Source organism: Streptomyces hawaiiensis (assembly GCF_004803895.1).
Lineage (GTDB): Bacteria > Actinomycetota > Actinomycetes > Streptomycetales > Streptomycetaceae > Streptomyces > Streptomyces hawaiiensis.
Genome location: NZ_CP021978.1, coordinates 3,638,051 through 3,661,959, shown reverse-complemented (window position 1 = coordinate 3,661,959; position 23,909 = coordinate 3,638,051). Strand labels below are relative to the sequence as shown.

Here is a 23,909-nt window from a genome sequence, read left to right as displayed (position 1 = left end):
GGGTCGCGCGCCGCGGGGTCGGATGCGAGTGGGAGGTACGCCATGCCGGAACAGATCAGCGAGATCGACGAGGGCGCCGGGGTGCGGGAGGGCGGCGTGGAGCCGGCTCGCGTGCGCCAAATGTGGCACCTGCTGGAGCCCCTGCATGCGGTGCTGTACTACGCGCCGGAGGCGTTCGAGGAAGCGGCCGCCCTCGGGTACCGCACGGGGGAGCGGTGGCCGAGCTACTTCCCGTATCGCGCCGCCCCGTTGGGGCGGGTCGGACCGGAGCAGGTGGCCTCGGCCTTCTACAGCTTCAGTCCGCGCATGGTCGCCGAGTACGTCGAACCGGCGTGGAGGGTGGCGAGCCCCGACGCGGTGATCGAGGCGAGGACGCGGGCGGTCGACAGGGCCTACCGCGCCATATTCGGCGACCGACTGACCAGCCCCGAGCTGGCGGAGGCCGCCGCGCTCGCCCGGCGCGCGGCAGAGTCCGCCGACCTGGCCGCCCGTCCGCTGGCCGCGGCCAATGCCGCGCTCGACTGGCCGCAGGCCCCACACCTGCAGCTCTGGCACGCGGCGACGATCCTGCGTGAACACCGCGGCGACGGCCACCTCGCGGCCCTGCTCATGGCGGGTCTGGATCCCGTGGAGTCGCTCGTCTCCTTCGCCGCGATAGGCGCCGCGTCGGTGAAACGCTTCGAGAGCCGCGGCTGGAGTCCCGAAGAGTGGACGGCCGCGCGCGACCGCCTGCGCGCCAGGGGACTGGTCGACGCGGACGGCGCGGCCACAGCGGCGGGCCGCGCCCTGCGTCACCGCGTGGAGCAGCACACCGACCAACTGGCCGCCGGGCCCTGGCAGTCCCTCGGCCCGGCCGGCGTCGACCGACTCGCCGAGCTGCTGGGCGACTTCTGGGTCACGGTCCTGGCGTCGGGCCTGCTGCCCTCGGAAACGACGCTGGGCATAGGCAAGGTCTGACCGGAGGGAGCGGCCGGAGGGAGCGGCCGGGCTCCGGACGCGGGAAGCCGCCCGCGGGAGATGCGTCCCGCTCTCCGCGGACGGCCTCGGAGTCGGAGGCCTTACTGCTGTTCGGGCCGGTCGCGGTCGCGGTCCATGCCCAGCGAGCCCTCGGCGCGCTGCTGGCCGGAGTCGACCTGGTCCTCGTACTTGCCCCCGGTCCTCTCGTTCATCCGCTGTTCCGCGGTGTCAGAGCCTTGCTTGCCCTTGTTCCGCGCCTGGCTCTTGAACTTGTCGAAGATGCCCATGCAAAGCTCCCTCCGGAGGCGACTCAGAACCGACGATACGCGCGAGATGCGAAGTATGCGCATTGAGGCCCGATGTGGTCTGAACCTCTTCCTCGCTACCGTGGGCTCCGGCACGGGTCTGCCCGTGCCGGAGCGGAACAGGCAGACAGAGGAGGGCGCACGGTGACGCGTCTGAGGGGCGGGGCGGCACTGGCTGTCGCGATGGTGATCACCGGTTCGGCACTGGCCGGCTGCGAGGGCCTGGCCCCGCCCGCGGACGGCGTCGGACCCTCCGGTTCCGGCGCCCCGGCCGCCGGCGACGGACGGGCCGCGAACCCGCTGGACAACCCGGACGGCACGAAACCGGGGATGGCGGCGATCACTTCCGGCGCGGACAAGGAGAGGGCGCGTGCCCTGATCGACAAGGTGGCGACGAAGGGCCGCGGCCCGAGGACGGGCTACGAACGGGAGAAGTTCGGCTACGCCTGGATGGACTCGGCACCGCGCGACGTGCCCTTCTCCCACAACGGCTGCGACACGCGGAACGACCTCCTGAAGCGAGACGGGGAGGAACTGCGCTTCCGGTCGGGATCGGACTGCGTCGTCACCTCGCTGACACTGCACGATCCGTACACCGGGAAGTCCATCGAGTGGACCAAGTCCCATGCGATCAAGGTCCAGATAGACCACGTGATGCCGCTGTCGTACGACTGGCAGATGGGCGCCTCGCGCTGGACGAAGGACAAGCGGGAGTCCATCGCCAACGACCCGCTCAACCTCGTCCCGGTGGACGGGCCGACCAACGGCTCGAAGGGAGACTCCGGCCCGGCGTCCTGGCTGCCCCCGAACAAGCAGATCCGCTGCGCCTACGTGGTGCGCTTCGCCCAGGTGTCGCTGAAGTACGCCCTCCCCGTGACGGCGGCCGACAAGGAAATGATGCTGAAGCAGTGCGGCGGGTAGGACCCCTGCCCGGCGGCCGGTTGGTGCGGATCGGAGAGTGACGGATGCCGAGCGGACTCATCGCACTGGCACTCGGCGGATTCGGTATCGGTCTGACCGAGTTCCTGATCGCCGGACTGCTGCCGCAGGTGGCATCGAGTCTCGCGGTGTCCGAGGCGGCCGCCGGCTGGCTGATCTCGGGGTACGCGCTGAGCGTCGCCGTCGGCGCGATCGCCCTGACCGCGGCGACAACACGGCTGCCCCGCAAGCACATCCTGGTCGGCCTGGTGGCGCTGTTCGTCATCGGCAACCTGCTGTCCGCGGTCGCACCGAACTATCAGGTGATGCTGCTCGGCCGGATCGTGGCGGCGTTGTGCCACGGCTCGTTCTTCGGGATCGGATCCCTGGTGGCGCGCAGCCTGGTCGCACCGGAGAAGAAGTCCCAGGCCGTGGCGGTCATGTTCGCCGGGCTGACGGTCGCGAACGTGCTGGGCGTGCCCTTCGGCGCACTGGTCGGTGAGCGGTGGGGCTGGCGAGCGGCCTTCTGGGCGGTCACGGCGATCGGCGTAGTCGCGTTGGCGGGAATCGCCGCGCTGGTCCCCTCCTGGGCGGGCCGGGTGCAGCCGGTGGCAGGGACGGAGCGGGCGACGGGAGCGGGGGCGGAGGGAATACCGCCCAGCGGTCTGGCGCGGCAGTTCCGGGCCTTCCGGTCCTGGCAGGTCTGGCTGACGCTGGTGGCCACCGCCCTGAGCTATGGCGGGATGTTCGGCGCGTTCAGCTACATCGCCTACACGTTCACCGAGGTCAGCGGCTTCGCCCCGGCGGATGTCGCCTGGCTGCTGATGGTCTACGGCGTCGGACTGGTGATCGGGAATCTGGTCGGCGGGCGCGCGGCCGACCGTGACCGGGACCGTGCCCTGGTCATCGCCCTGCTCGGACTCGCCCTCACCTTGGCCCTGTTCGGGCTGCTGGCGGAAAGCGCCACCGCCTCGGTGGTCCTCGTCTTCCTCATGGGGGTGACCGGGTTCGCCGGCGTGCCCGGCATGATCACTCGCGTCACCGACTTCGCCCACGGGGCGGCACTGGCGGCGAGCGCCAACGTGTCCGCGTCCAACGTCGGCAACGCGTTCGGCGCCTGGCTCGGGGGCCTGGCCATCTCCGCGGGGCTCGGCTACACCGCGCCGCTCTACGTGGGCGCCGGGATCGTTCTGATATCCGTGGCCGTCATGGCGGTCGCCGCACAGCGAGCCAGGTCTGACCGGGTTGCGGACCGGGTGCCCGCTCGGTAATTGGGTTCCGGGCGTCCGCCCGCGTGTCTACCGTGATCGCATGCAGCCGAAGATATCGAGCCTCGCCGACCGCCCGGACATGCTGGAGCGAGTCGTCGGGATGGCGGACACCTGGCCGGAGTTCGTGATCCAGGACCTCGTGGGCGCCGCCCACTTCCCGAGGATCGCCGCCGAACTCCCGGAGTACGTCCTGTTCGCCGAGGACGAGCAGGGCGAGATCGTGGCGAACGCGTACAGCGTGCCGTTCGCCCTCGGTGCCGAAGACCGCGGCCGGCTGCCGGGCAACGGGTGGGACGCGGTGCTGGTATGGGCCTTCTCCGATCTGCGGCGCGGTGTCCGGCCCGACACCGTCAGCGCGGTCTCGGTCTCCATCGCCCCGCAGGCGCAGGGCCGCGGCCTGTCCGCGGTGATGCTCTCGGCCATGCGCGACAACGCCCGGGCCCGCGGCTTCCGCGAGGTCGTCGCCCCGGTCCGCCCCAACGCCAAGCACCTGGAACCGCACACGCCGATGGAGGAGTACGCCCACCGCGTCCGCCCCGACGGTCTGCCCCAGGACCCGTGGCTGCGCGTCCACGCCCGGGCCGGTGCCACCATCGACTCGGTGGCACCGGCGTCCATGACGGTGGCCGCCACCCTCGCGGACTGGCGCCGCTGGACGGGCCTGCCCTTCGACACCGACGGCGACATCGAGGTGCCGGGCGGTCTGGTGCCGGTGCGCTGCGAGCCGGCGCGCGGGTACGCGGTGTACGTCGAGCCCAACGTGTGGATGCGGCACCGCTTGTAGGGCGTGACGGACCGTACGGCTCACGACCGGCTCGGGGGCGGACTGTTCACACGAAGTGATCAGCATGACAACGGTTCGGTACAACCCGTGACCGGTTGTCCGTGTCGGGCTATACGCTCGGATTCCCCAACAGGGTCTGTCACTCGCACGTCCGTCCCCATCGGCCACACCGGTCCAGGAGCAGTCATGTACGGCCACGGCGCGGCGCCGCCTCCCCGCAGCGCGGCAACGGTCATCTCCCTGCGTGTGCTGTTCGCCGCAGCCGGTTTCCTCACGTGCGGCGTGCTGGCCTGCGTACCGCTGTTCCGGGTGGCCGTCCTGCGCGGACGGGTCCTCGACTGGGCGCTGGCCTGGGTGAGCCTGCCGCTGTCCATCGCCGGCTTCGCCGTGATCGGCGCGCTGCCGGAGGACGACTACCGGACCGACATCGCGCTGGCCATGATCCTGCTGCTCGGGGTGGGCGCCGCCGTCCACTTCCTCGTCGTGGACATCGGCCACCACGGCGAGCAGCGCAAGATCGCCGGTCACGCCTCGCCCCACGCACCGACCGTCGTGCACACCCCGTACGGCTATCCGCCCCCCGCGCCGCCCTACGCTCCGGCGTCCACGCCCGTCCCGCGGCCCCCGGCACCCCACACACCGGTACCCCACGACGCCACACCCCAGACCCCGGGCCCGATCCAGCCGCCCCCGCCCGCCCAGCGCCCCGCTCCGGCCCGCATCGACCAGGTCCGTGCCGAACTCGACGAGCTCAGCGACTACCTGCGCCGCCACGAGGGCGAAGGCCACCGGGACGGCAACCACGAGGGCGGACGGTGACCGCGGCGGCGGGACGGGTCGTCGCCGATCGCTACGAACTGTCCACCGTCCTCGGGCAGGGCGGCATGGGCCAGGTCTGGACGGCCTACGACCAGCGGCTCGACCGGCGCGTGGCGGTGAAGCTGCTGCGCCCCGACAAGGTGGCCGGCCAGGACGCGGAGGAACTGCGCCGCCGCTTCGTGCGCGAGTGCCGGGTGACCGCGCAGGTCGACCACCCCGGCCTGGTCACCGTGCACGACGCGGGCAGTGAGGGCGAGGAACTGTTCCTCGTCATGCAGTACATCGACGGCGCCGACCTCGCCGGCCACCTCGCCGAGCACGACCCGTACCCCTGGCAGTGGGCGGTCGCGGTCGCCGCGCAGCTGTGCGCCGTGCTGAGCGCCGTGCACGCCGTGCCGATCGTCCACCGCGACCTCAAGCCGCGCAACGTGATGGTGAAACAGGACGGCACGGTCACCGTCCTCGACCTCGGCGTAGCCTCCGTCATGGACGCGGACACCACCCGCCTCACCCACACCGGCACCCCCATCGGCTCGCCCGCCTACATGGCCCCGGAACAGGCGATGGGCGGCGCGGTCGGCCCCTACACCGACCTGTACGCGCTCGGCGTGGTCCTGCACGAACTGCTCAGCGGCGACGTGCCCTTCTCCGGCTCCACGGCCCTCGGCGTCCTGCACCGGCACCTGTACGAGCCCCCGCTGCCCGTGCGCCGCATCCGTCCCGAAGTCCCCGAGGCCCTGGAAGCGCTCGTCCTGCGCCTGCTCGCCAAGGACCCGCAGCACCGGCCCGCCTCCGCACAGGAGGTCTACGAGCACCTGGAGCTGCTCCTGCCCGCGCGAGGGACGCCCACCGGAGCGGCCCTGGACCCCACCCGCCCGTTCCTGCGCCCGCACGCCCCCTGGCCGGATCGTGCGCGCACCCCCGCGCCCCAGCCCACGCCCGCCGGGCCCGTCACCGACCCACCGGGGCAGACGGACATCGTCCGCGCCGTCGACGAGGTCAAACGGCTCCTCGGCGAGGGCCGTGTCACCCAGGCCGTCGACATCCTCGGCGCGATCCTGCCCGCCGCGGCCGAACAGCACGGCGCGCACTCCCCGGTCGTGCGCACCCTGCGCAAGCAGTACGCGGCGACGCTCCTGGACGACGGCCAGTACCGCCGCGCCCTGCCCGAGCTGCGCCGCCTCGCCGACGAACGCGCCGCGGAGGCGGGCCAGGCCGACCCGCAGGCCCTGCGCCACCGCTACGAGGCCGCCCAGTGCCTCGAACAGCTGGGCGAACCGGCCGCGGCGCTCGCCGAGTACCGGGCGGTGCTGCCGTACTACGAGAACCAGTACGTCGCCGCCGGCGGCCCCGAACTCGCGCACGACGTCCGCCGCCGTATCGGGCATCTCCTGCTCGCCCTCGGCGACCGAAGCGCCGCCCACGACACCCTCGCCCGGCTGCTGCACGACGTGGAGCGCACCCATGGCCCCGGGCACCCGCTCGGTGCGGAGATCCGCAGGACGCTGCAGTGGCTGGGGCAGGTCCGCGGCTGACGAGCGCCCCGGGGTGGCGCGGCGGTGCCGGAAGTCCCGGTGAATCGTTGGTCGAATGGGTTGGCCAGAGCTTGGACACTGCCTACCATCGATCATCGCAAGACCTTGTGCACCGTCGCACAATCTCCTCGGGAGGTTTCCTTGCACCGCCGCCGTCGCACCGCGCTCGTCCTCACCGCAGCGATCGCCGCCGCGGCGCCCCTTCTCACCGCCTGCGGAAACGACGCGCATCCCGGCGCGGCAGCGGTGGTGGGCGGCCAGCGGATCACCGTCTCCCAGCTGGACGAGCGGGTCGGCGAGGTACGCGCGGCCCAGCGGGCGGCCGTGCGGGACGAGGCGCAGTACCAGCAGGCCATCGCCAGGACAGGCACCCTGACCCGCGACACCCTGCAGACCATGGTCCTGGACCGGGTGCTGCACCGCGCCGCCCAGGACGCCGGAGTGAGCGTCTCCCGCAAGGAGATCCAGGCGATGCGCTCCGGCCTGGAACAGCAGGCCGGTGGCGCCAAGGCGCTGGAGACGACCTGGCTCCAGCAGTACGGCATCCCGCCGCAGCGCCTCGAGGAGAACCTCCGCCTCCAGCTGGAGGCCCAGAAGCTCGCCGAGAAGCTCGGCACGGACACCGGCCGCCCCGAGTTCTGGAAGGCCCTCTCCGAGGCCTCCGAGGACCTGAACGTCGACCTCAACCCGCGCTACGGCACCTGGGACGTCCAGAAGAGCAGCCGTGCGGACGCCAAGACGCCGTGGCTGCGGGACGTCACGGCGGCGCAGACCCAGCAGGGCATGTAGGACACCCGCCCACCTCCGGGCCCTGTGGATAACTTCCGGGACTGTCGGCGGCGTGGGATAGCTTCGAACCGTGAACGCCAACAGCCCCGAAGCCACCCCGGGCCGTGAGTGGACCGCTCCCAGCCCCGAAGCCACCCCGGGCCCCGAGCGGACCGCTCCCGACGCGGCCGCCGCCCCCGGCCGCATCGTCCTGCTCACCACCAGCCACCGCGTCGCCCCCGGTCTGCTCTCCTGGCCCGCCTGGCAGGCTCTGCACGCGGCCGACCGGGTGCTGTGCGCGGACGGCACGCACCCGCAGCTGCCGTATCTGCGCGAGGCGGGGATCACCGTCGCCGAGGCGTCCCCGACCGCCGAGGAACTGGTCGACACCTGCGCCGGCGGGCACACGGTGGTCGTGGTGGCGACGGGCGAGGGCGAACCGGTCCTGACGGACGGCCTGGCACGCCTCGCCGGCACCGGCCGGATCGCCATGCCCGAGCTGGAGCTGCTGCCGGCCTCCTACGACCTCCCCGGCGCCCGGCTCCTCGACCTCGTCCAGGTCATGGACCGCATCCGCGCCGAGTGCCCCTGGTCCTCCCAGCAGACCCACAAGGGCCTGGCCAAGTACGGCATCGAGGAGGCGTACGAACTCGTCGAGGCGATCGAGGAGGGCGACCGCGACGAACTGCGCGAGGAGCTCGGCGACGTCCTGCTCCAGGTCGTGTTCCACGCCCGCATCGCTGAAGAGGCCCGCCCGGAAAATGGGGAGACCCCCTTCTCCATCGACGACGTGGCCGGTGGCATCGTCGCCAAGCTGATCCACCGCCATCCGCATGTCTTCGGCGACGCGACGGCCAGCACCCCCGAGGAGGTCAAGGAGCACTGGCTGCGCACCAAGGCGGTCGAGAAGCAGCGCACCTCGATCACCGAGGGCATCCCCCTCGGTCAGCCCGGCCTGGCCCTCGCCGCCAAGCTGGCCTCCCGCGCCCGCACAGCGGACCTGGACATACCGCTGCCACCCGTCGAAGGCATCGGCTACGACCTCCTGGCCTTGGCCGTCCGCGCCGAATCGGAGGGCGTCGACCCGGAAGCGGCCCTGAGAGCCGCGGCCCGCGCGTACCGGGACGCGATCAGGGAGGCGGAGAGCTGAGCCCGCCGGGTCAGTCCTCCCAGTCCAGCTGCGCCTCGGGGATCCCGAGGGAGCGGGCGTACCGCTGCGCCGGCAGGCGCCCCTCCGTCTGCCGGCGTGGATAGCGGAAGACCCTGCCGGCGAACACCACGAACGCCTCCGTGCCGGTGTTGTAGTTGACGTACCAGCCCCCGGCCGGGGCCAGGCAGTCCGCCGGCCGCTCGGCCGGCCGCTCCGCGTCGGCGAAGTCCAGGAGCGTCCACTGCCCCGGCTGCCCGGCCGCCGCGCCCTCCACCGCCACCCTCGTGATCTTCGTGACCCGCAGCGGCACACCGGCCGGCTCGGCGCCCACCCGCAGGCTCTCCGCGATCAGTACACCTTCCAGCACCCGGTCCCCCTGGCCTCGACGCCGTCAGAGTAGTGCCGACCTCTGACAGTGGCGCCGGTGCCGCCGCAGGCGCTGCGTAGGGTCATGGCATGCGACATGAAGTGCCCGGGATGCCCGAGCTGTTTTCGTGGGAGTTCGCCGGCAACCCCTACCCCGCCTACGCCTGGCTCCGCGAGCACAGCCCCGTCCACAAGACGCGGCTCCCCAGCGGTGTGGAGGCCTGGCTGGTCACGCGGTACGCCGACGCCAAGCAGACGCTCGCCGACAACCGGCTCTCCAAGAACCCGGCGCACCACGACGAACCGGCGCACGCCAAGGGCAAGACCGGGATCCCCGGGGAGCGCAAGGCCGATCTGATGACGCATCTGCTGAACATCGACCCGCCGGACCACACCCGGCTGCGGCGGCTGGTGTCCAAGGCGTTCACGCCCCGCCGGGTCGCCGAGTTCGCCCCGCGGGTGCAGGAGCTCACCGACACCCTCATCGACGGGTTCGCGCGGAAGGGGTCCGCCGACCTGATCCACGAGTTCGCCTTCCCGCTCCCCATCTACGCCATCTGCGACCTGCTCGGCGTCCCGCCCGAGGACCAGGACGACTTCCGTGACTGGGCGGGCATGATGATCCGTCACCAGGGCGGGCCCAGGGGCGGCGTGGCACGGTCCGTGAAGAAGATGCGCGGCTACCTCGCCGACCTCATCCACCGCAAGCGGGAGGCGCTGCCCGCCGAACCCGCCCTCGGCGAGGACCTCATCTCCGGCCTCATTCGCGCCTCCGACCACGGTGAGCACCTCACCGAGAACGAGGCGGCGGCCATGGCCTTCATCCTGCTGTTCGCCGGTTTCGAGACGACCGTGAACCTGATCGGCAACGGCACCTACGCCCTGCTCACCCACCCCGAGGAGCGCGCACGCCTCCAGGCGTCCCTCGCCGCCGGGGAGAGCGGCCTCCTGGAGACCGGCGTAGAGGAACTGCTGCGCTACGACGGCCCCGTCGAACTCGCCACCTGGCGCTTCGCCACGCAGCCCCTCACCCTCGGCGGGCAGCGCATCGAGGCGGGCGACCCCGTTCTCGTCGTGCTGGCCGCCGCGGACCGGGACCCGGAGCGGTTCGCCGGTCCGGACGTGCTGGATCTCGCCCGCCGTGACAACCAGCACCTCGGGTACGGCCACGGCATCCACTACTGCCTCGGTGCCCCGCTCGCCCGGCTGGAGGGCCAGACCGCGCTCGCCACCCTTCTCACCCGCCTCCCCGACCTCCGGCTCGCCGCGGATCCGGCCGAGCTGAGATGGCGCGGCGGCCTCATCATGCGCGGGCTGCGCACCCTGCCGGTGGAGTTCGCGCCGGCTGAAAGTGACGAAACATCAGACTTGTGATCTTCACGTGATCTGCGCGGCATGAACTTGTGACAAGTGATCGTCTGCCGATACGTTCACCCATCAACGCGGCCCGGGTTTCGCGCCGCGTTGGTCACTGATGTCTCGCGAAAGGTCTCCGTATGCTCTCCGGGAACGGTCGGCACCGTCGCCCCCGCCAGGCTCCGGCTCTCCTCGTGGCGGCCGGAGTGACCGGCTCCGCCATCGCGATCCCGCTCCTCGGGGCTTCTGGCGCCAGCGCGGCCGACGGCACGACCTGGGACCGGGTCGCGGACTGCGAGACCGGCGGCGCCTGGAGCCAGAACAGCGGTAACGGCTACTACGGCGGCCTGCAGTTGTCCCAGGAGGACTGGGAGAACCACGGCGGTCTCGACTACGCCGCGAGCGCCGATCTGGCCAGTCGCTCTCAGCAGATAGCCGTGGCCGAGAGAATCCTCGCCGACCAGGGGGTCGGCGCGTGGCGCACCTGCGGACTGCTCTCGGGACTCCAGCAGGACAAAGGGTCGGAATCACCCGATTCATCCGAATCATCCGGTGAGGTGGACTCGCCCGGATTGCTCGACTCGCTGGGTTCGCCCCCCTCTGAGAGTCCTTCTTCATCCCCTTCGCCTGACGCGTCGTCGCCGTCGAAGGACGAAACCACCAAGACCGGCAAGTCGCCCGAATCCGACGGTTCGTCGCGGGATCGGCAGCCCGACGCCTCTCCGTCGGCCACCTCCGAGGGCGGCACATCGGGCACATCGCAGCAGGACGAGGACTCCTCGGCGTCGGCCGATACCGGCTCCGGCCGTCATCGCGGTCCCAGCGCCGACGAAACCCGCGCACCCGAGGGCGAACGTGCGGAGAAGCCCACGGGGCGTCACTCCACGCCCGCTGACGAGAGTTCCGGCGAAGAGTCCGAAGGCGCCTACATCGTGGGTGTCGGCGACAGTCTCTGGTCCATCGCCGACGCCCTTCGGGTCAGCGGCGGATGGCACGCGCTCTACGAGGGCAACGAGAAGGCGGTCGGCGCCGACCCCGACCTCATCCACCCCGGTCAGACGCTCACGGTAGGGGGCGAAGCGGACGAGAGGTAGCCGTTCGGGCAGTGCGGAAACGGCAGTCGAAGTCGTCCCGAAACCGGGTGAGTTCACGTCATGTTTCGCGCCGAATGTCCCGTATAAGGCCGGTGAGAGATAGATCTCAGAAGCCTTGATCGTCTTTGAAATTCCGCGGACCGCGTGTCTACGGTCGTGACCGCTCGTCACCACGAGCCCCGGCTGCCGCAACGCCGAATCCTGCCAGCGGCCGTACGGGAACAGTCGTCGCGTCAAGCGCCGTAGGCAGGAGCGGGGGACCCAAGGTAAGTGCCCGACCGGCCAGTTGAGCCGGAAGGGCTTGGGGTGAAGCCGTGTCCCGGGAGGGACGCGGCCGGGCAACTCAACCGGCCCGAACCCGACAGCTCACCTCGCAGGCGTCGGTGAGGGGATCTTCCATGCTGTTTTCCAGCAAGGGCAAGCACCGCCGTCCGTCCAAGGCCACTCGTGCCATCGCCGTCGCCGGTGTCGCCGGCGCCGCCGTCGCCGCCCCGCTGATGGCGGTCGGCAACGCCTCCGCCGCCACCGCCTCCGAGTGGGACACGGTCGCCCAGTGCGAGTCCGGCGGCAACTGGTCCATCAACACCGGCAACGGCTACTACGGCGGTCTGCAGTTCTCCGCCTCCACCTGGTCCGGCTACGGCGGCACCCAGTACGCCTCCACCGCCGACCAGGCCACCAAGTCCCAGCAGATCGAGATCGCCGAGAAGGTCCTGGCGAGCCAGGGTAAGGGTGCCTGGCCGGTCTGCGGCAAGGGCCTGTCGAGCGCCGGCTACACCGGCGGCGGCTCCTCGAGCGACTCCGGCAGCTCCTCGCAGCAGAGCCAGCAGAGCACCGAGTCCCGCGAGACCCAGCAGCAGCCGGCCTCCCGCTCCGACGAGCGCCCGGCCGCCAAGAAGACCGTCACCACCCCGACCGGCAAGAAGGTCAAGAAGGGTGACGGCGAGTACAAGGTCGTCAAGGGCGACACCCTGAGCTCGATCGCGGCGGACAAGAAGGTCAAGGGCGGCTGGGAGAAGCTGTTCGAGCTGAACAAGGACATCGTCGAGGACGCCAACCTCATCTACCCGGGCCAGCAGCTGCACCTGAAGTAAGCAGCGGCCCGCCCAGGGCCCACAGGCTCCCCGCTCCGGTGCGTCATCCCCCGTACGCACCGGAGCGGGGTTTTTTCTGCCGTTCTTCGCAATCCGGCTTTGTTCCGTTCGGAAACAATTTACTCTCGGTTCTGTCCATGGGGTGGGCGACCCGGTGGCCGATCGCCCGGAGCCGGTTAGGCTCATGTCGCGAGCCACCACGGCCCGCACCTCGCCGGGTCCACGCGACCCGCGTACCCGCGTCACATAAGAAGGAGATGCTCGTGCCGTCCATCGACGTCGTCGTAGCCCGGGAAATCCTGGACTCCCGAGGCAACCCCACGGTCGAGGTCGAGGTCGGCCTCGACGACGGCAGCACCGGTCGTGCCGCCGTCCCGTCCGGCGCCTCCACGGGCGCCTTCGAGGCCATCGAGCTCCGCGACGGCGACTCGAACCGCTACCTCGGCAAGGGTGTGGAGAAGGCCGTCCTCGCGGTCATCGAGCAGATCGGCCCGGAGCTCGTCGGCTACGACGCCACCGAGCAGCGCCTGATCGACCAGGCGATGTTCGACCTGGACGCCACCGACAACAAGGGCTCCCTCGGCGCCAACGCCATCCTCGGCGTCTCCCTCGCCGTCGCCCACGCCGCCTCCGAGGCCAGCGACCTGCCGCTCTTCCGCTACCTGGGCGGCCCCAACGCGCACCTGCTGCCGGTGCCGATGATGAACATCCTGAACGGCGGCTCGCACGCCGACTCCAACGTGGACATCCAGGAGTTCATGATCGCCCCGATCGGCGCGGAGTCCTTCTCCGAGGCCCTGCGCTGGGGCGCCGAGGTCTACCACACGCTGAAGAAGGTCCTGAAGAGCAAGGGCCTGGCCACCGGCCTCGGCGACGAGGGCGGCTTCGCCCCGAACCTCGGCTCCAACCGCGAGGCCCTCGACCTCATCCTCGAGGCCGTCAAGGAAGCCGGCTACACCCCCGGCGAGCAGATCGCCCTGGCGCTCGACGTCGCCGCGTCCGAGTTCTACAAGGACGGCGTCTACACCTTCGAGGGCAAGGAGCGCTCGGCGGCCGAGATGACCGAGTACTACGCGGAGCTCGTCGACGCGTACCCGCTCGTCTCCATTGAGGACCCGCTGTTCGAGGACGACTGGGACGGCTGGAAGGTCCTCACCGACAAGCTGGGCGACAAGGTCCAGATCGTCGGCGACGACCTGTTCGTCACCAACCCCGAGCGCCTGGCCCGCGGCATCGACGAGGGCGCGGCCAACGCGCTCCTGGTCAAGGTCAACCAGATCGGTTCGCTCACCGAGACCCTGGACGCCGTCGAGCTGGCCCAGCGCAACGGCTTCAAGTGCATGATGTCGCACCGCTCCGGCGAGACCGAGGACGTCACCATCGCCGACCTGGCCGTCGCCACCAACTGCGGCCAGATCAAGACCGGTGCCCCGGCCCGCTCCGAGCGCGTCGCCAAGTACAACCAGCTGCTGCGCATCGAGGAGATCCTCGACGACGCCGCGGTGTACGCCGGCCGCTCGGCCTTCCCGCGCTTCAAGGGCTGACCCCGGCCACAAGACGCAGCGTCGTACGTACGTCCCCGTACTCGGTCCCGTACCGTGTCCGGGGACGTACGCGCGTAGGACGGTGGAGCGGGAGGCGGACAGATGGCCGTGAAGGACCGGGACCGGTTCTCCACCGCGACCAGGATCCGGTTGCTCGGCGAGCAGACCGCGGCCCGGGTCTACCGCTCCCAGACCAAGCGCCAGGCCCGCCGCTCGCGGCTGACCGGCCGGGCCGCGCTGCTCGCCCTGGTGATGTGCTCGCTGATCGTGGCCCTGGCCTACCCGATGCGGGAGTACGTCTCGCAGCGCGCCGAGATCGACGACCTCCAGCGCGAACAGCGGCAGGCCCGCGAGCGCGTCGAACGGCTGCGCGACCTGAAGGCGCGCTGGCAGGACGACGCGTACGCCGAGCAGCAGATCCGGCAGCGGTTGCACTACGTCATGCCGGGGGAGACGGGCTTCATCGTCGTCGACCCGCACGCGTCGAAGCAGTCGCGCACCGACCTGGGGGCGGCCGACCGCCCCTGGTACTCGAACGTCTGGGACGGGGTCGACAAGGCCGACGCCTCCGGCCAGTGACCCGAGCCCCAGTGACCTGAACCCAGAGAAAGACAGCCTGAAACAGTCATGGAAACGCCCCCTCCGACTACCCCGCGCACCGAGCCCACCGACGCCGACGTCGAGGCCTTCAAGCAGCAGCTCGGTCGGCCTCCGCGAGGTCTGCGCGCGATCGCGCACCGCTGCCCGTGCGGACAGCCGGACGTCGTCGAGACGGCGCCGCGGCTGCCGGACGGCACGCCCTTCCCGACGCTGTACTACCTGACGTGCCCGAAGGCGAACTCGGCGATCGGGACGCTGGAGGCCAACGGCGTGATGAAGGAGATGACCGAGCGGCTGGACTCGGACCCGGAGCTGGCGGCGGCGTACCGGGCCGCGCACGAGGACTACATCCGGCGGCGCGACGAGATCGAGGAGCTGAAGAACTTCCCCAGCGCGGGCGGCATGCCGGACCGGGTGAAGTGCCTGCACGTCCTCGTGGCTCACTCGCTGGCCGCGGGGCCGGGCGTGAACCCGCTCGGTGACGAGGCTCTGGCCATGCTGCCGGAGTGGTGGCGCAAGGGCGCCTGCGTGACGACCGCCGAGGAGGATGCCCAGTGACCCGTGTCGCCGCCGTGGACTGCGGTACGAACTCCATCAGGCTGCTGGTCGCCGACGCGGACCCGGCGACCGGTGAGCTGGTCGACCTGGATCGCCGGATGACGATCGTGCGGCTCGGGCAGGGTGTCGACCGCACCGGCCGGCTCGCCCCCGAGGCGCTGCAGCGGACCTTCGCGGCGTGCCGCGAGTACGCCGGGATCATCAAGGAGCACGGGGCGGAGCGGCTGCGGTTCGTGGCGACGTCCGCCTCCCGGGACGCCGAGAACCGGGACGAGTTCGTGCGCGGTGTGCTGGACATCCTGGGCGTCGAGCCCGAGGTGATCTCCGGGGACCAGGAGGCCGCGTTCTCCTTCACCGGCGCCACCAAGGAGCTCGCCGGGCGCGACCACCTTGCGAAGCCCTACCTCGTGGTGGACATCGGCGGCGGCTCGACCGAGTTCGTCGTGGGTGACGACCGGGTCCGGGCGGCCCGCTCGGTGGACATCGGCTGTGTCCGCATGACCGAGCGGCATCTGGTCCGGGACGGGGTGGTGAGCGACCCGCCGTCCGCGGAGCGGATCGCGGCGATGCGGGCCGACATCGAGGCCGCGCTCGACCTCGCCGAGCAGACGGTTCCGCTGCGCGAGGCGCGCACGCTGGTCGGCCTGGCCGGCTCCGTGACGACCGTGTCGGCGATCGCCCAGGAACTGCCCGAGTACGACTCCGAGGCCATCCACCACTCCCGTGTCTCCTACGAACGGGTCCGCGAGATCACCGAGTGGCTGCTGCGCTCCACCCACGCCGAGCGCGCGGCCGTGCCCTCGATGCACCCGGGCCGGGTCGACGTGATCGGGGCGGGCGCCCTCGTGCTCCTGTCGATCATGGAGCGGATCGGCGCGCGGGAGGTCGTCGTGAGCGAGCACGACATCCTCGACGGTATTGGCTGGTCTTTGGCCTGACCGCCTACAGGTTGCGGTACACGTCCCGCCGGTCGCCTACCTTGACGACGAGGATGACGAGCTCACCATCGCTGATCTGGTAGGCGACCCTGTAGCTGCCGACCCCGAGCCGGTAGAGCCCGGACGGGCCGGTGAGCTTCTTGACATCGGCGTCCTCGCGGTACGGATCGTCGCCGAGCGCGGTCAACGCGGTCAGGATGCGCATGGCATCGTGCCGGCTGATGGCCCGAAGCTGCCGCTGTGCAGCAGTAGTGAACCGGAAGGCGTACTTCACGCGGCGCCTTCATCGCGCTCGCTGAACAGGTCCGCCAGCAGGTCGGCCATGGAAACGGTGGGCCCGCCGTCGGCCAGGACTGCTTCCGCCTCCCGGGCCAGCATCACGTCGGCCGCCTCCTCCAGCGCTTCGAAGTCGGTGATCGGCACGACCGCGGCTACTGGGGCGCCGTTGCGAGTGGACATCGCAGCGTGCGGGAGGCGCGTTCATGGGAAATCCTCGACGGCATCGCGTGGCCGGTCGCGTAGCCCGCTTCTGAGCAGGCATGGATCACGAATGAGCGCGTCCTGGGGGCTCGGACGAACCCCCGGGCGACAGCCCGTCGGAAAAGTTCGTGAAGTTCTTCACAAGGAATTCGGCCCTCCCGGGCGACGGGAGAGGTCCCGTTGACCCGTCCGGGGGCTGAACTGGCCTTTGAACATGTTCAGAAGCGTGGTATGGGGGTGTCCGTGAAAGCGCTCGGAGCGACGCCCCGGGGGTGCCTCACGGAGGCTCCTCAGGCACAGAGAGGCAGCTCACGCGGCATTGACAACGCTCCGGGGTGCACAAAGAAGCCCGGTTGTCACCATGACGTGGATCACGCGAGTCGCGGAGGATAACACACACCCCGCCCGAGCTTGTGAAGGGGCGCACGAGCCACCCCCCTGAGACGGGTGGATACTCGATGGCATGAGCACCACGGAGCGTCCCAGGATCCTCGTAGTAGGCGGTGGGTACGTAGGCCTGTACGCAGCTCGGCGCATTCAGAAGAAGATGCGCTACGGCGAGGCGACCGTCACGGTCGTCGACCCCCGGTCGTACATGACCTACCAGCCCTTCCTCCCCGAAGCCGCCGCCGGCAACATCTCCCCGCGCCACGTCGTCGTCCCGCTGCGACGCGTGCTGCCCAAGGCGGAGGTCCTCACCGGCCGGGTCACCACCATCGACCAGGACCGCAAGGTCGCCACGGTCTCCCCGCTGGTCGGCGAGGCCTACGAGCTGCCCTTCGACTACCTGGTGATCGCGCTCGGCGCGGTCTCCCGCACCTTCCCGATCCCCGGCCTCGCCGAGCAGGGCATCGGCATGAAGGGCGTCGAGGAGGCCATCGGCCTGCGCAACCACGTCCTCGAGCAGCTCGACAAGGCCGACTCCACCACCGACGAGGAGATCCGCCGCAAGGCGCTCACCTTCGTCTTCGTGGGCGGCGGTTTCGCCGGTGCGGAGACCATCGGCGAGGTCGAGGACATGGCCCGGGACGCCTCGCAGTACTACAAGAACGTGTCCCGTGAGGACATGCGCTTCATCCTGGTCGACGCCGCCGACAAGATCCTCCCCGAGGTCGGCCCCAAGCTCGGCACGTACGGCAAGGAGCACCTCGAGGGCCGCGGCGTCGAGGTCTACCTGTCCACCTCCATGGACTCCTGCGTCGACGGCCACGTGGTGCTGAAGAACGGCCTCGAGGTCGACTCCAGCACCATCGTCTGGACCGCCGGCGTCAAGCCCAACCCGGCCCTCGCCCGCTACGGCCTGCCCCTCGGCCCCCGCGGTCACGTCGACTGCGAGCCGACCCTCCAGGTCAAGGGCACCGACTACATCTGGGCCGCCGGCGACAACGCCCAGGTCCCGGACCTCGTCGGCCGCAAGGCGGGCAACGAGAACGCCTGGTGCCCGCCGAACGCCCAGCACGCGCTGCGCCAGGCCCGGGTCCTCGGCGACAACGTGGTGTCCGGCATGCGGGGCTTCCCGCAGAAGGACTACGCCCACGCCAACAAGGGCGCGGTGGCCGGTCTCGGCCTCCACAAGGGCGTCGCGATGATCGTCATGGGCAAGATGAAGATCAAGCTCAAGGGCCGTCTCGCCTGGTACATGCACCGTGGCTACCACGGCATGGCGATGCCGACCTGGAACCGCAAGATCCGCGTCTTCGCCGACTGGACCCTCGGCATGTTCCTCAAGCGTGAGGTCGTCTCGCTCGGCGCCATCGAGACGCCGCGCGAGGAGTTCTACGAGGCGGCCAAGCCGGCCCCGGTCGCCGCCGCGCCGAAGGAGAAGACCGAGGAGAAGGCCAAGGCCTCCTGACCTCCGGTCGGTCGTCCGCCTGACGAAGGGCCTCCCGCCATCCGTGGTGCGGGAGGCCCTTCGGCGTGTCAGGGAGCCGTGTTCGGGCGGGTGAAGAGGGGGCTTTGCCCAGACATGACGCGTGCCGGGGACTGCGCCGAAGCCCCGCAGGTGTTTACGTGGTGTCGGACATTCCGGGATTCCCCGTCACGGAGGTGTACACCATGGCAGACGCCGCGCCGCGGCTGCAGGTCCTCTTCACACAGTTGCTGGGAGCACCGCTCCCGGTGCGCATCCGCGCCTGGGACGGTTCGCAGGCGGGCCCCCCGGGCGCGCCGACCCTCGTCGTACGCAACCGCCGGGCGCTGCGCCGCCTGCTGTGGAAGCCGGGCGAACTGGGCCTGGCCCGCGCCTGGGTGGCGGGGGACCTCGACATCGAGGGTGACCTCTACGCGACCCTCGATCTGCTGGCCGGTCTCGTCTGGGAGCGCGACGACGACGCCCGCACCCTCGCCCAGACCCTGCGCGACCCCGAGGCCCGCGCCGCCGTCCGAGGCCTGATCGCACTCGCCGGAGTCCCGCTGCCGCCCGCCCCGCCCCGCGAGGAGACCCGCAGCCCCCGCCGCCACCTGCACACCAAGCGCACCGACCGACGCGCCATCAGCCACCACTACGACGTCGGCAACGACTTCTACGAGATCGTCCTCGGCCCGTCCATGGTGTACTCCTGCGCCTACTGGCCCACCCCGGACAGCACCCTCGAACAGGCCCAGCGGGACAAGCTCGAACTCGTCTGCCGCAAGCTCGGCCTGACACCCGGGCGGCGGCTGCTCGACGTCGGCTGCGGCTGGGGCTCCATGGCCATCCACGCCGCCCGCGAGCACGGCGTGAGCGTCGTCGGCGTCACGCTCTCCCAGGAACAGGCCGCCTACGCCCGCAAGCGCGTCGCCGACGAGGGCCTCACCGACAAGGTCGAGATCCGCGTCCAGGACTACCGCGACGTCCGCGACGGGCCCTACGACGCGGTCTCCTCCATCGGCATGGCCGAACACGTCGGCGCCGAGCAGTATCTGGAGTACGCCGCCGACCTGTACGGCCTGCTCAAGCCCGGCGGGCGGCTCCTGAACCACCAGATCGCCCGCCGCCCGCAGCGGGACGAGACGACGTACAGCGTCGACGCGTTCATCGACTCCTACGTCTTCCCCGACGGCGAGCTCCAGCCGATCGGCATCACCGTCGCCCAGTTGGAGCGCGCCGGCTTCGAGGTGCGCGACGTCGAGGCGATCCGCGAGCACTACGCCCTCACCCTGCGCCGGTGGGTCGCCCGCCTGGAGGCCGAGTGGGAGCGTGCCGTCCAGCTGGCCGGCCCCGGCCGCGCCCGCGTCTGGCGCCTGTACATGGCGGCGTCCGCGCTGGCCTTCGAACGCAACCGCATCGGCGTCAACCAGGTCCTGGCCGTCCGTACCCCCGAGTCCGGGACGTCGGACATGCCGCTGCGCGCCCGCACCTGGAACTGAGAACGGCGAAGGGCCCCTCTCCCGCCGGGGAAAGGGGCCCTTCGCGCATCCGTCACTCCGCCTTGATGGCATCCAGCATGTTCAGCCGTGCCGCACGCCGGGCCGGCCACAGCGCCGCGAGGATGCCCACCGTCGCGGCCAGCAGCAGGAAGACGCCCATCCGCGCCCACGGCAGGACCAGTTCGTACGTCGCCATCTTCGAGGCCAGCAGCTCACCGGCCGCCCAGCCGAAGAACACGCCCAGGCCGATGCCCAGCACCCCGCCGAACAGGGAGATCACCAGGGACTCCAGGCGGACCATCCTCTTGATGCCCTTGCGTTCCAGGCCGATCGCCCGGAGCATGCCGATCTCCTGGGAGCGTTCGAAGACCGACATGGCCAGGGTGTTGATGACGCCGAGAACTGCCACGATCACCGCCATGGCGAGCAGGCCGTAGAGCATGTTCAGCATCAGCGTGACCATCTGCGCGATCTCGTTGGAGATGTCCGCCTTGGACTGGACCTTGATGCCCGGGTTGGTGCCGAGGGCCTTCTCCAGCTTGTCCTGCACCGCGCCGGACGTGCCGTCCGCGGTCTTCACCATGACCTTCATGTTGTACGGGTCCGACTCGTGCGGGGCGAGGGTCTTCTCGTCGAGAAGGATGCCGCGCAGGAAGTCGTTGCTCTCGTAGGTGCCGGCGACCGTGAGCTTTTGCTTCTTGCCGTCCTCGAAGGAGACGGTGAAGGCGGAACCGGCCTTCCAGCCGTAGGACTTGGCCGTCTCGCTGTCCACGACGACGTCGCTGCCGCCGACCTTGAAGGAGCCTTCGTCGACCTTCGGGCCGGCCAGGTCGCCGATCGCGGCGCCGTTGACGCCGGTCAGGTACTCGCTCCGGCCGTCGATGCGGGACTCGGCGTTGAGCATCGGGCTGGTGGCGGTGACGTCACCGGCCTGCTTCAGCTGCTTCTCCACGTCCGGCGACAGCGGATTGCCGTTCGCCATGGACACCACGTAGTCGGCCTTGATCGACGCCGACGCCATTTTCACGATGGCCTGCTGGAGGCTGCCCGCCGTCACCGTCATGCCGGTGATCAGGGTCAGGCCGATCATCAGCGCGGAGGCGGTGGCGGCCGTACGGCGCGGGTTGCGCACCGAGTTCTGCCGGGCCAGCTTGCCGGAGATGCCGAAGACGCGCAGCACCGGCGCGGCGGCGGCGATCAGTGGGCGGGACAGCAGCGGGGTCAGGATGAACACGCCGATGATCAGCAGTACCGCGCCCAAGCCCATGGGCATCTGGCCGTCCGTGCCGTCCATGGTCGTGGCCACGAGGACCACCGCAATGCCCGCGGCCGAGACCAGCGCGCCCAGCGTGTTGCGCAGCACCAGCGACTTGGTCGTGGCCTTGGCGTGCACGCTGCTCATGGCCGCCACCGGCGGGATCTTCGCGGCCCGGCGGCCCGGCAGCCACGCCGCCAGCATGGTCACCAGGATGCCGACCGCGAGCGCGGCGACGATCGTGCCGGGCGTGACGACGAGCGGCCCGTCGGGCACGGTCGCGCCGAACGAGCCCATCAGGGAGCGCAGTCCGGCCCCGATGCCGATGCCCGTGACCAGCCCGGTCACGGCGGCGACCGCGCCGACCACGAACGCCTCGATGAGCACCGACCGCGTCACCTGCCGGCGTGAGGCGCCGACCGCGCGCATCAGCGCCAGCTCCTTGGTGCGCTGGGCGACCAGCATGGTGAAGGTGTTGGCGATGATGAACGTGCCGACGAACAGGGCGATGCCGGCGAAGACCAGCAGGGCCGTCTGCATGCCGCTCATCGAACGGGCGATCATGTCCGCCTGGTCGTCGGCGAGTTGCTTGCCGGTGGTCGTCGAGACGGTGCCCTTGGGCAGCGCCCTGTCCAGCTCCGCCTTCAGCGCGGCCTGCGTGACGCCCGGCTTGGCCTTGACGTCGATCTGGTCGTACACGCCCGGCTTGCCCAGCAGCTTCTGGGCGGTCGCCGTGTCGAACAGGGTGAGGCTGCCGCCGGCCGCGACGTTGCCGTCGTCGGTGGTGAAGATGCCGGTGATCTTCGGGGTCAGGACCGGCCCGTCGACGGACATCCGTACGGTGTCGCCGACCTTGTAGCCGGCGCGCTTCGCCGTCTCGGAGTCGATGAGGATCTCGCCCCGGCCCTTGGGGGCGTGCCCGCTGACCAGCGGGTAGCGGGGGTCCTCGGTGCCCCAGTAGTTGCCGCCCTGCGACTGGAAGCCTTCGCCGATCAGCTTGCCGTCCTTGTCGGCGATGGCGGTGAAGTTCTGCACGACGCCGATGGCCGACGCGGCCCCGGGCACCCGCTCGCTCTTGTCGAGCACGGCCTGGGTCAGTTCGTGGAGTTTCCCGGCCTGGTCGCCCTCGGCATCCTCGTAGTCCGCCGTCATGGCGACGTCTACCTGGTCGAAGCCCTTCGCCGAACTCTTCTGGTAGGCGTCGGAGATGGTGTTGGTGAAGACCAGGGTCCCCGACACGAAGGCCACGCCGAGCATCACGGCGAGTACGGTCATCAGGAGCCGGGCCTTGTGCGCGAGCACGTTGCGCAAGGCGGTACGGAACATGGGTTCTTCTTCTCAGTCCTGTCGGTCCTGACGGGGGATCAGCTGGTGCGGCCCTTGGCGTCGAACGCCTTCATGCGGTCGAGCACGGAGTCGGCCGTCGGCCCGTACAACTCGTCGACGATCCGGCCGTCCGCGAGGAAGACGACCCGGTCCGCGTAGGCCGCGGCCACCGGGTCGTGGGTCACCATCACCACTGTCTGGCCCAGCTCCCGCACGGAGTTGCGCAGGAAGCCCAGCACCTCGGCGCCGGCGCGCGAGTCGAGGTTTCCGGTGGGCTCGTCGCCGAAGATGATCTCCGGCCGGGAGGCCAGTGCCCGGGCCACGGCGACGCGCTGCTGCTGGCCGCCGGACAGCTGGGACGGCCGGTGGCCGAGCCGGTCCGCCAGACCGACCATCCGGATGACGGAGTCCAGCCACTCCTTGTCCGGCTTGCGCCCCGCGATGTCCATCGGAAGGGTGATGTTCTCCAGGGCCGTCAGGGTCGGCAGCAGGTTGTACGCCTGGAAGATGAAGCCGATCTTGTCCCGGCGCAGCTTGGTCAGCTGCTTGTCCTTCAGTGAGCCGAGTTCGGTGTCGCCTATGCGCACCGACCCGGAGGAGAAGGAGTCGAGACCGGCCACGCAGTGCATGAGGGTGGACTTGCCGGAGCCGGAGGGGCCCATGATCGCGGTGAACTCGGCCTGCCGGAAGTCGACGGAGACGCGGTCCAGAGCGACCACCTGGGTCTCACCCTGTCCGTAGATCTTGGACAGATCCGTGGCGCGCGCGGCCGCGGTGGTGGCCCGGTCGGCGAGGGAAGCGGTGGTCACGGGATGGCTCTCCTGTCGGATGGCTGTACGGGGGAAGGACGTGTTCCATCGTCCGGGTCCCACGCCGCCGTGTAGTCACCCGTTGTTCTGGTTCCGAAGGCCGACTGCGGTCTGACCGCGCGGGGCGATGTCATACCTGGGGATGACGAACGCCCCCGAGGGGCCCCGGTGTCCGGAACCGATGCGTCCGAGGTGTCGAGAACAGGTGGAGTGCCCTCGTTCAAGCGGTGAAATTCCGTCATTCCGCATACGCGGCCGATCGCCGCACGCAAGGCTATTGGCAAGTGCGGATGGCGTGTTCCGTGTGCTGATGCACCCTCAGACGTCAATAAAATAAGACAACATCGGTCCACGCTTCCGCTGTTCGGGGGACCCGTCCGGATAGTCTCGGAACCTCGATGCGGAGCCCACGGCCTGCCCGGATGGTGGAATGCAGACACGGCGAGCTTAAACCTCGCTGCCCCTTCGCGGGCGTGCCGGTTCGAGTCCGGCTCCGGGCACCTTCCGATCTCTGCGTGGTCCATTGAAGAGTTCACGGCGTGCCCGTTGACAGCGGCCTCATGCCGTCGGAGACTCACCTGCACGTGGTGAAAGAATTTTCACCTGACGAACGTGGATGGGAAGAGGTCGTCCG

General features: G+C 70.5%; 22 protein-coding genes, 1 tRNA gene, 1 pseudogene and 1 riboswitch. Of the genes and pseudogenes, 18 read left to right on the top strand and 6 right to left on the bottom strand.

Translation table 11 applies throughout. The annotated features are described in order from the left end of the window. The first annotated feature begins 42 nt into the window (after positions 1-42). On the top strand, positions 43-957 hold the full coding sequence (locus CEB94_RS16695) for an SCO6745 family protein (RefSeq protein ID WP_175432989.1): 915 nt from the start codon (positions 43-45) through the stop codon (positions 955-957). Positions 958-1,058: 101 nt separating this feature from the next. On the opposite strand, the gene CEB94_RS16690 is transcribed toward CEB94_RS16695, so the two are convergent. Continuing rightward, a complete protein-coding gene (locus CEB94_RS16690; RefSeq protein WP_175432988.1) occupies positions 1,059-1,244 on the bottom strand; it encodes an antitoxin in 186 nt (61 codons plus the stop codon). Positions 1,245-1,406: 162 nt separating this feature from the next. On the opposite strand from CEB94_RS16690, the gene CEB94_RS16685 reads away from it, so the two are divergent. From CEB94_RS16685 to CEB94_RS16655, 7 genes are all read left to right on the top strand, one after another. Beyond that, positions 1,407-2,183 carry an HNH endonuclease family protein gene (locus CEB94_RS16685; RefSeq protein ID WP_246111816.1) on the top strand — a complete coding sequence of 259 codons (777 nt, stop codon included), beginning with the start codon at positions 1,407-1,409 and terminating at the stop codon, positions 2,181-2,183. 44 nt (positions 2,184-2,227) lie between these two features. Continuing rightward, a complete protein-coding gene (locus CEB94_RS16680) occupies positions 2,228-3,451 on the top strand; it encodes an MFS transporter (protein ID WP_175432986.1) in 1,224 nt (407 codons plus the stop codon). Between the two features lie 40 nt (positions 3,452-3,491). Then, complete coding sequence (locus CEB94_RS16675) at positions 3,492-4,235, top strand: GNAT family N-acetyltransferase (RefSeq protein ID WP_175432985.1); 744 nt, start codon at positions 3,492-3,494, stop codon at positions 4,233-4,235. A 186-nt stretch (positions 4,236-4,421) separates the two neighbouring features. After that, on the top strand, positions 4,422-5,054 hold the full coding sequence (locus CEB94_RS16670) for a hypothetical protein (RefSeq protein ID WP_175432984.1): 633 nt from the start codon (positions 4,422-4,424) through the stop codon (positions 5,052-5,054). 38 nt (positions 5,055-5,092) lie between these two features. Continuing rightward, on the top strand, positions 5,093-6,589 hold the full coding sequence (locus CEB94_RS16665; protein ID WP_381108536.1) for a protein kinase domain-containing protein: 1,497 nt from the start codon (positions 5,093-5,095) through the stop codon (positions 6,587-6,589). A 141-nt stretch (positions 6,590-6,730) separates the two neighbouring features. Then, a complete protein-coding gene (locus tag CEB94_RS16660) occupies positions 6,731-7,378 on the top strand; it encodes a SurA N-terminal domain-containing protein (RefSeq protein ID WP_175432982.1) in 648 nt (215 codons plus the stop codon). A 70-nt stretch (positions 7,379-7,448) separates the two neighbouring features. Beyond that, a complete protein-coding gene (locus CEB94_RS16655; protein ID WP_175432981.1) occupies positions 7,449-8,507 on the top strand; it encodes a nucleoside triphosphate pyrophosphohydrolase in 1,059 nt (352 codons plus the stop codon). Between the two features lie 10 nt (positions 8,508-8,517). On the opposite strand, the gene CEB94_RS16650 is transcribed toward CEB94_RS16655, so the two are convergent. Beyond that, on the bottom strand, positions 8,518-8,874 hold the full coding sequence (locus tag CEB94_RS16650) for a hypothetical protein (protein ID WP_175432980.1): 357 nt from the start codon (positions 8,872-8,874) through the stop codon (positions 8,518-8,520). Between the two features lie 89 nt (positions 8,875-8,963). Here CEB94_RS16650 and CEB94_RS16645 point away from each other — a divergent pair, with 89 nt between their 5' ends. From CEB94_RS16645 to CEB94_RS16615, 7 genes are all read left to right on the top strand, one after another. Next, entirely contained in the window at positions 8,964-10,247 is a 1,284-nt protein-coding gene (locus tag CEB94_RS16645) for a cytochrome P450 family protein (protein WP_175432979.1), read from the top strand. Positions 10,248-10,369: 122 nt separating this feature from the next. Then, entirely contained in the window at positions 10,370-11,323 is a 954-nt protein-coding gene (locus CEB94_RS16640; protein WP_175432978.1) for a LysM peptidoglycan-binding domain-containing protein, read from the top strand. 228 nt (positions 11,324-11,551) lie between these two features. Continuing rightward, positions 11,552-11,718: riboswitch (cyclic di-AMP (ydaO/yuaA leader) on the top strand. A 3-nt stretch (positions 11,719-11,721) separates the two neighbouring features. Next, positions 11,722-12,417 carry a LysM peptidoglycan-binding domain-containing protein gene (locus CEB94_RS16635; protein WP_175432977.1) on the top strand — a complete coding sequence of 232 codons (696 nt, stop codon included), beginning with the start codon at positions 11,722-11,724 and terminating at the stop codon, positions 12,415-12,417. Positions 12,418-12,680: 263 nt separating this feature from the next. Further along, positions 12,681-13,961: a phosphopyruvate hydratase gene (gene eno, locus CEB94_RS16630; RefSeq protein ID WP_175432976.1), complete on the top strand. Its 1,281-nt coding sequence runs from the start codon at positions 12,681-12,683 to the stop codon at positions 13,959-13,961. Positions 13,962-14,063: 102 nt separating this feature from the next. Next, positions 14,064-14,540, top strand: a complete 477-nt coding sequence (locus CEB94_RS16625) for an FtsB family cell division protein (protein WP_175432975.1) — start codon at positions 14,064-14,066, stop codon at positions 14,538-14,540. 48 nt (positions 14,541-14,588) lie between these two features. Further along, positions 14,589-15,119 carry a DUF501 domain-containing protein gene (locus CEB94_RS16620; protein ID WP_175432974.1) on the top strand — a complete coding sequence of 177 codons (531 nt, stop codon included), beginning with the start codon at positions 14,589-14,591 and terminating at the stop codon, positions 15,117-15,119. Next, positions 15,116-16,057, top strand: coding sequence for a Ppx/GppA phosphatase family protein (locus CEB94_RS16615; RefSeq protein ID WP_175432973.1), 942 nt, complete (start codon positions 15,116-15,118; stop codon positions 16,055-16,057). The genes CEB94_RS16620 and CEB94_RS16615 overlap by 4 nt, the downstream gene beginning before the upstream one ends. Positions 16,058-16,061: 4 nt before the next feature. Here CEB94_RS16615 and CEB94_RS16610 read toward each other — a convergent pair whose 3' ends face one another. Then, complete coding sequence (locus CEB94_RS16610) at positions 16,062-16,331, bottom strand: type II toxin-antitoxin system RelE family toxin (protein ID WP_175432972.1); 270 nt, start codon at positions 16,329-16,331, stop codon at positions 16,062-16,064. Further along, positions 16,328-16,510: pseudogene (locus CEB94_RS16605) on the bottom strand (prevent-host-death protein); the annotation flags it as partial. The gene CEB94_RS16610 and the pseudogene CEB94_RS16605, both read right to left, overlap by 4 nt. Before the next feature lie 490 nt (positions 16,511-17,000). Between CEB94_RS16605 and CEB94_RS16600 the strand changes: the two are divergent. Both CEB94_RS16600 and CEB94_RS16595 read left to right on the top strand, forming a co-directional pair. Next, entirely contained in the window at positions 17,001-18,389 is a 1,389-nt protein-coding gene (locus tag CEB94_RS16600) for an NAD(P)/FAD-dependent oxidoreductase (RefSeq protein ID WP_175432971.1), read from the top strand. Positions 18,390-18,592: 203 nt separating this feature from the next. Further along, on the top strand, positions 18,593-19,885 hold the full coding sequence (locus tag CEB94_RS16595; RefSeq protein ID WP_175432970.1) for an SAM-dependent methyltransferase: 1,293 nt from the start codon (positions 18,593-18,595) through the stop codon (positions 19,883-19,885). Between the two features lie 52 nt (positions 19,886-19,937). On the opposite strand, the gene CEB94_RS16590 is transcribed toward CEB94_RS16595, so the two are convergent. Next, a complete protein-coding gene (locus tag CEB94_RS16590) occupies positions 19,938-22,466 on the bottom strand; it encodes an ABC transporter permease (protein ID WP_175432969.1) in 2,529 nt (842 codons plus the stop codon). A gap of 38 nt (positions 22,467-22,504) precedes the next feature. After that, positions 22,505-23,275, bottom strand: a complete 771-nt coding sequence (locus CEB94_RS16585; RefSeq protein WP_175432968.1) for an ABC transporter ATP-binding protein — start codon at positions 23,273-23,275, stop codon at positions 22,505-22,507. Positions 23,276-23,691: 416 nt separating this feature from the next. On the opposite strand from CEB94_RS16585, the gene CEB94_RS16580 reads away from it, so the two are divergent. After that, positions 23,692-23,775, top strand: a tRNA-Leu gene (locus CEB94_RS16580). Positions 23,776-23,909 lie beyond the last annotated feature (134 nt).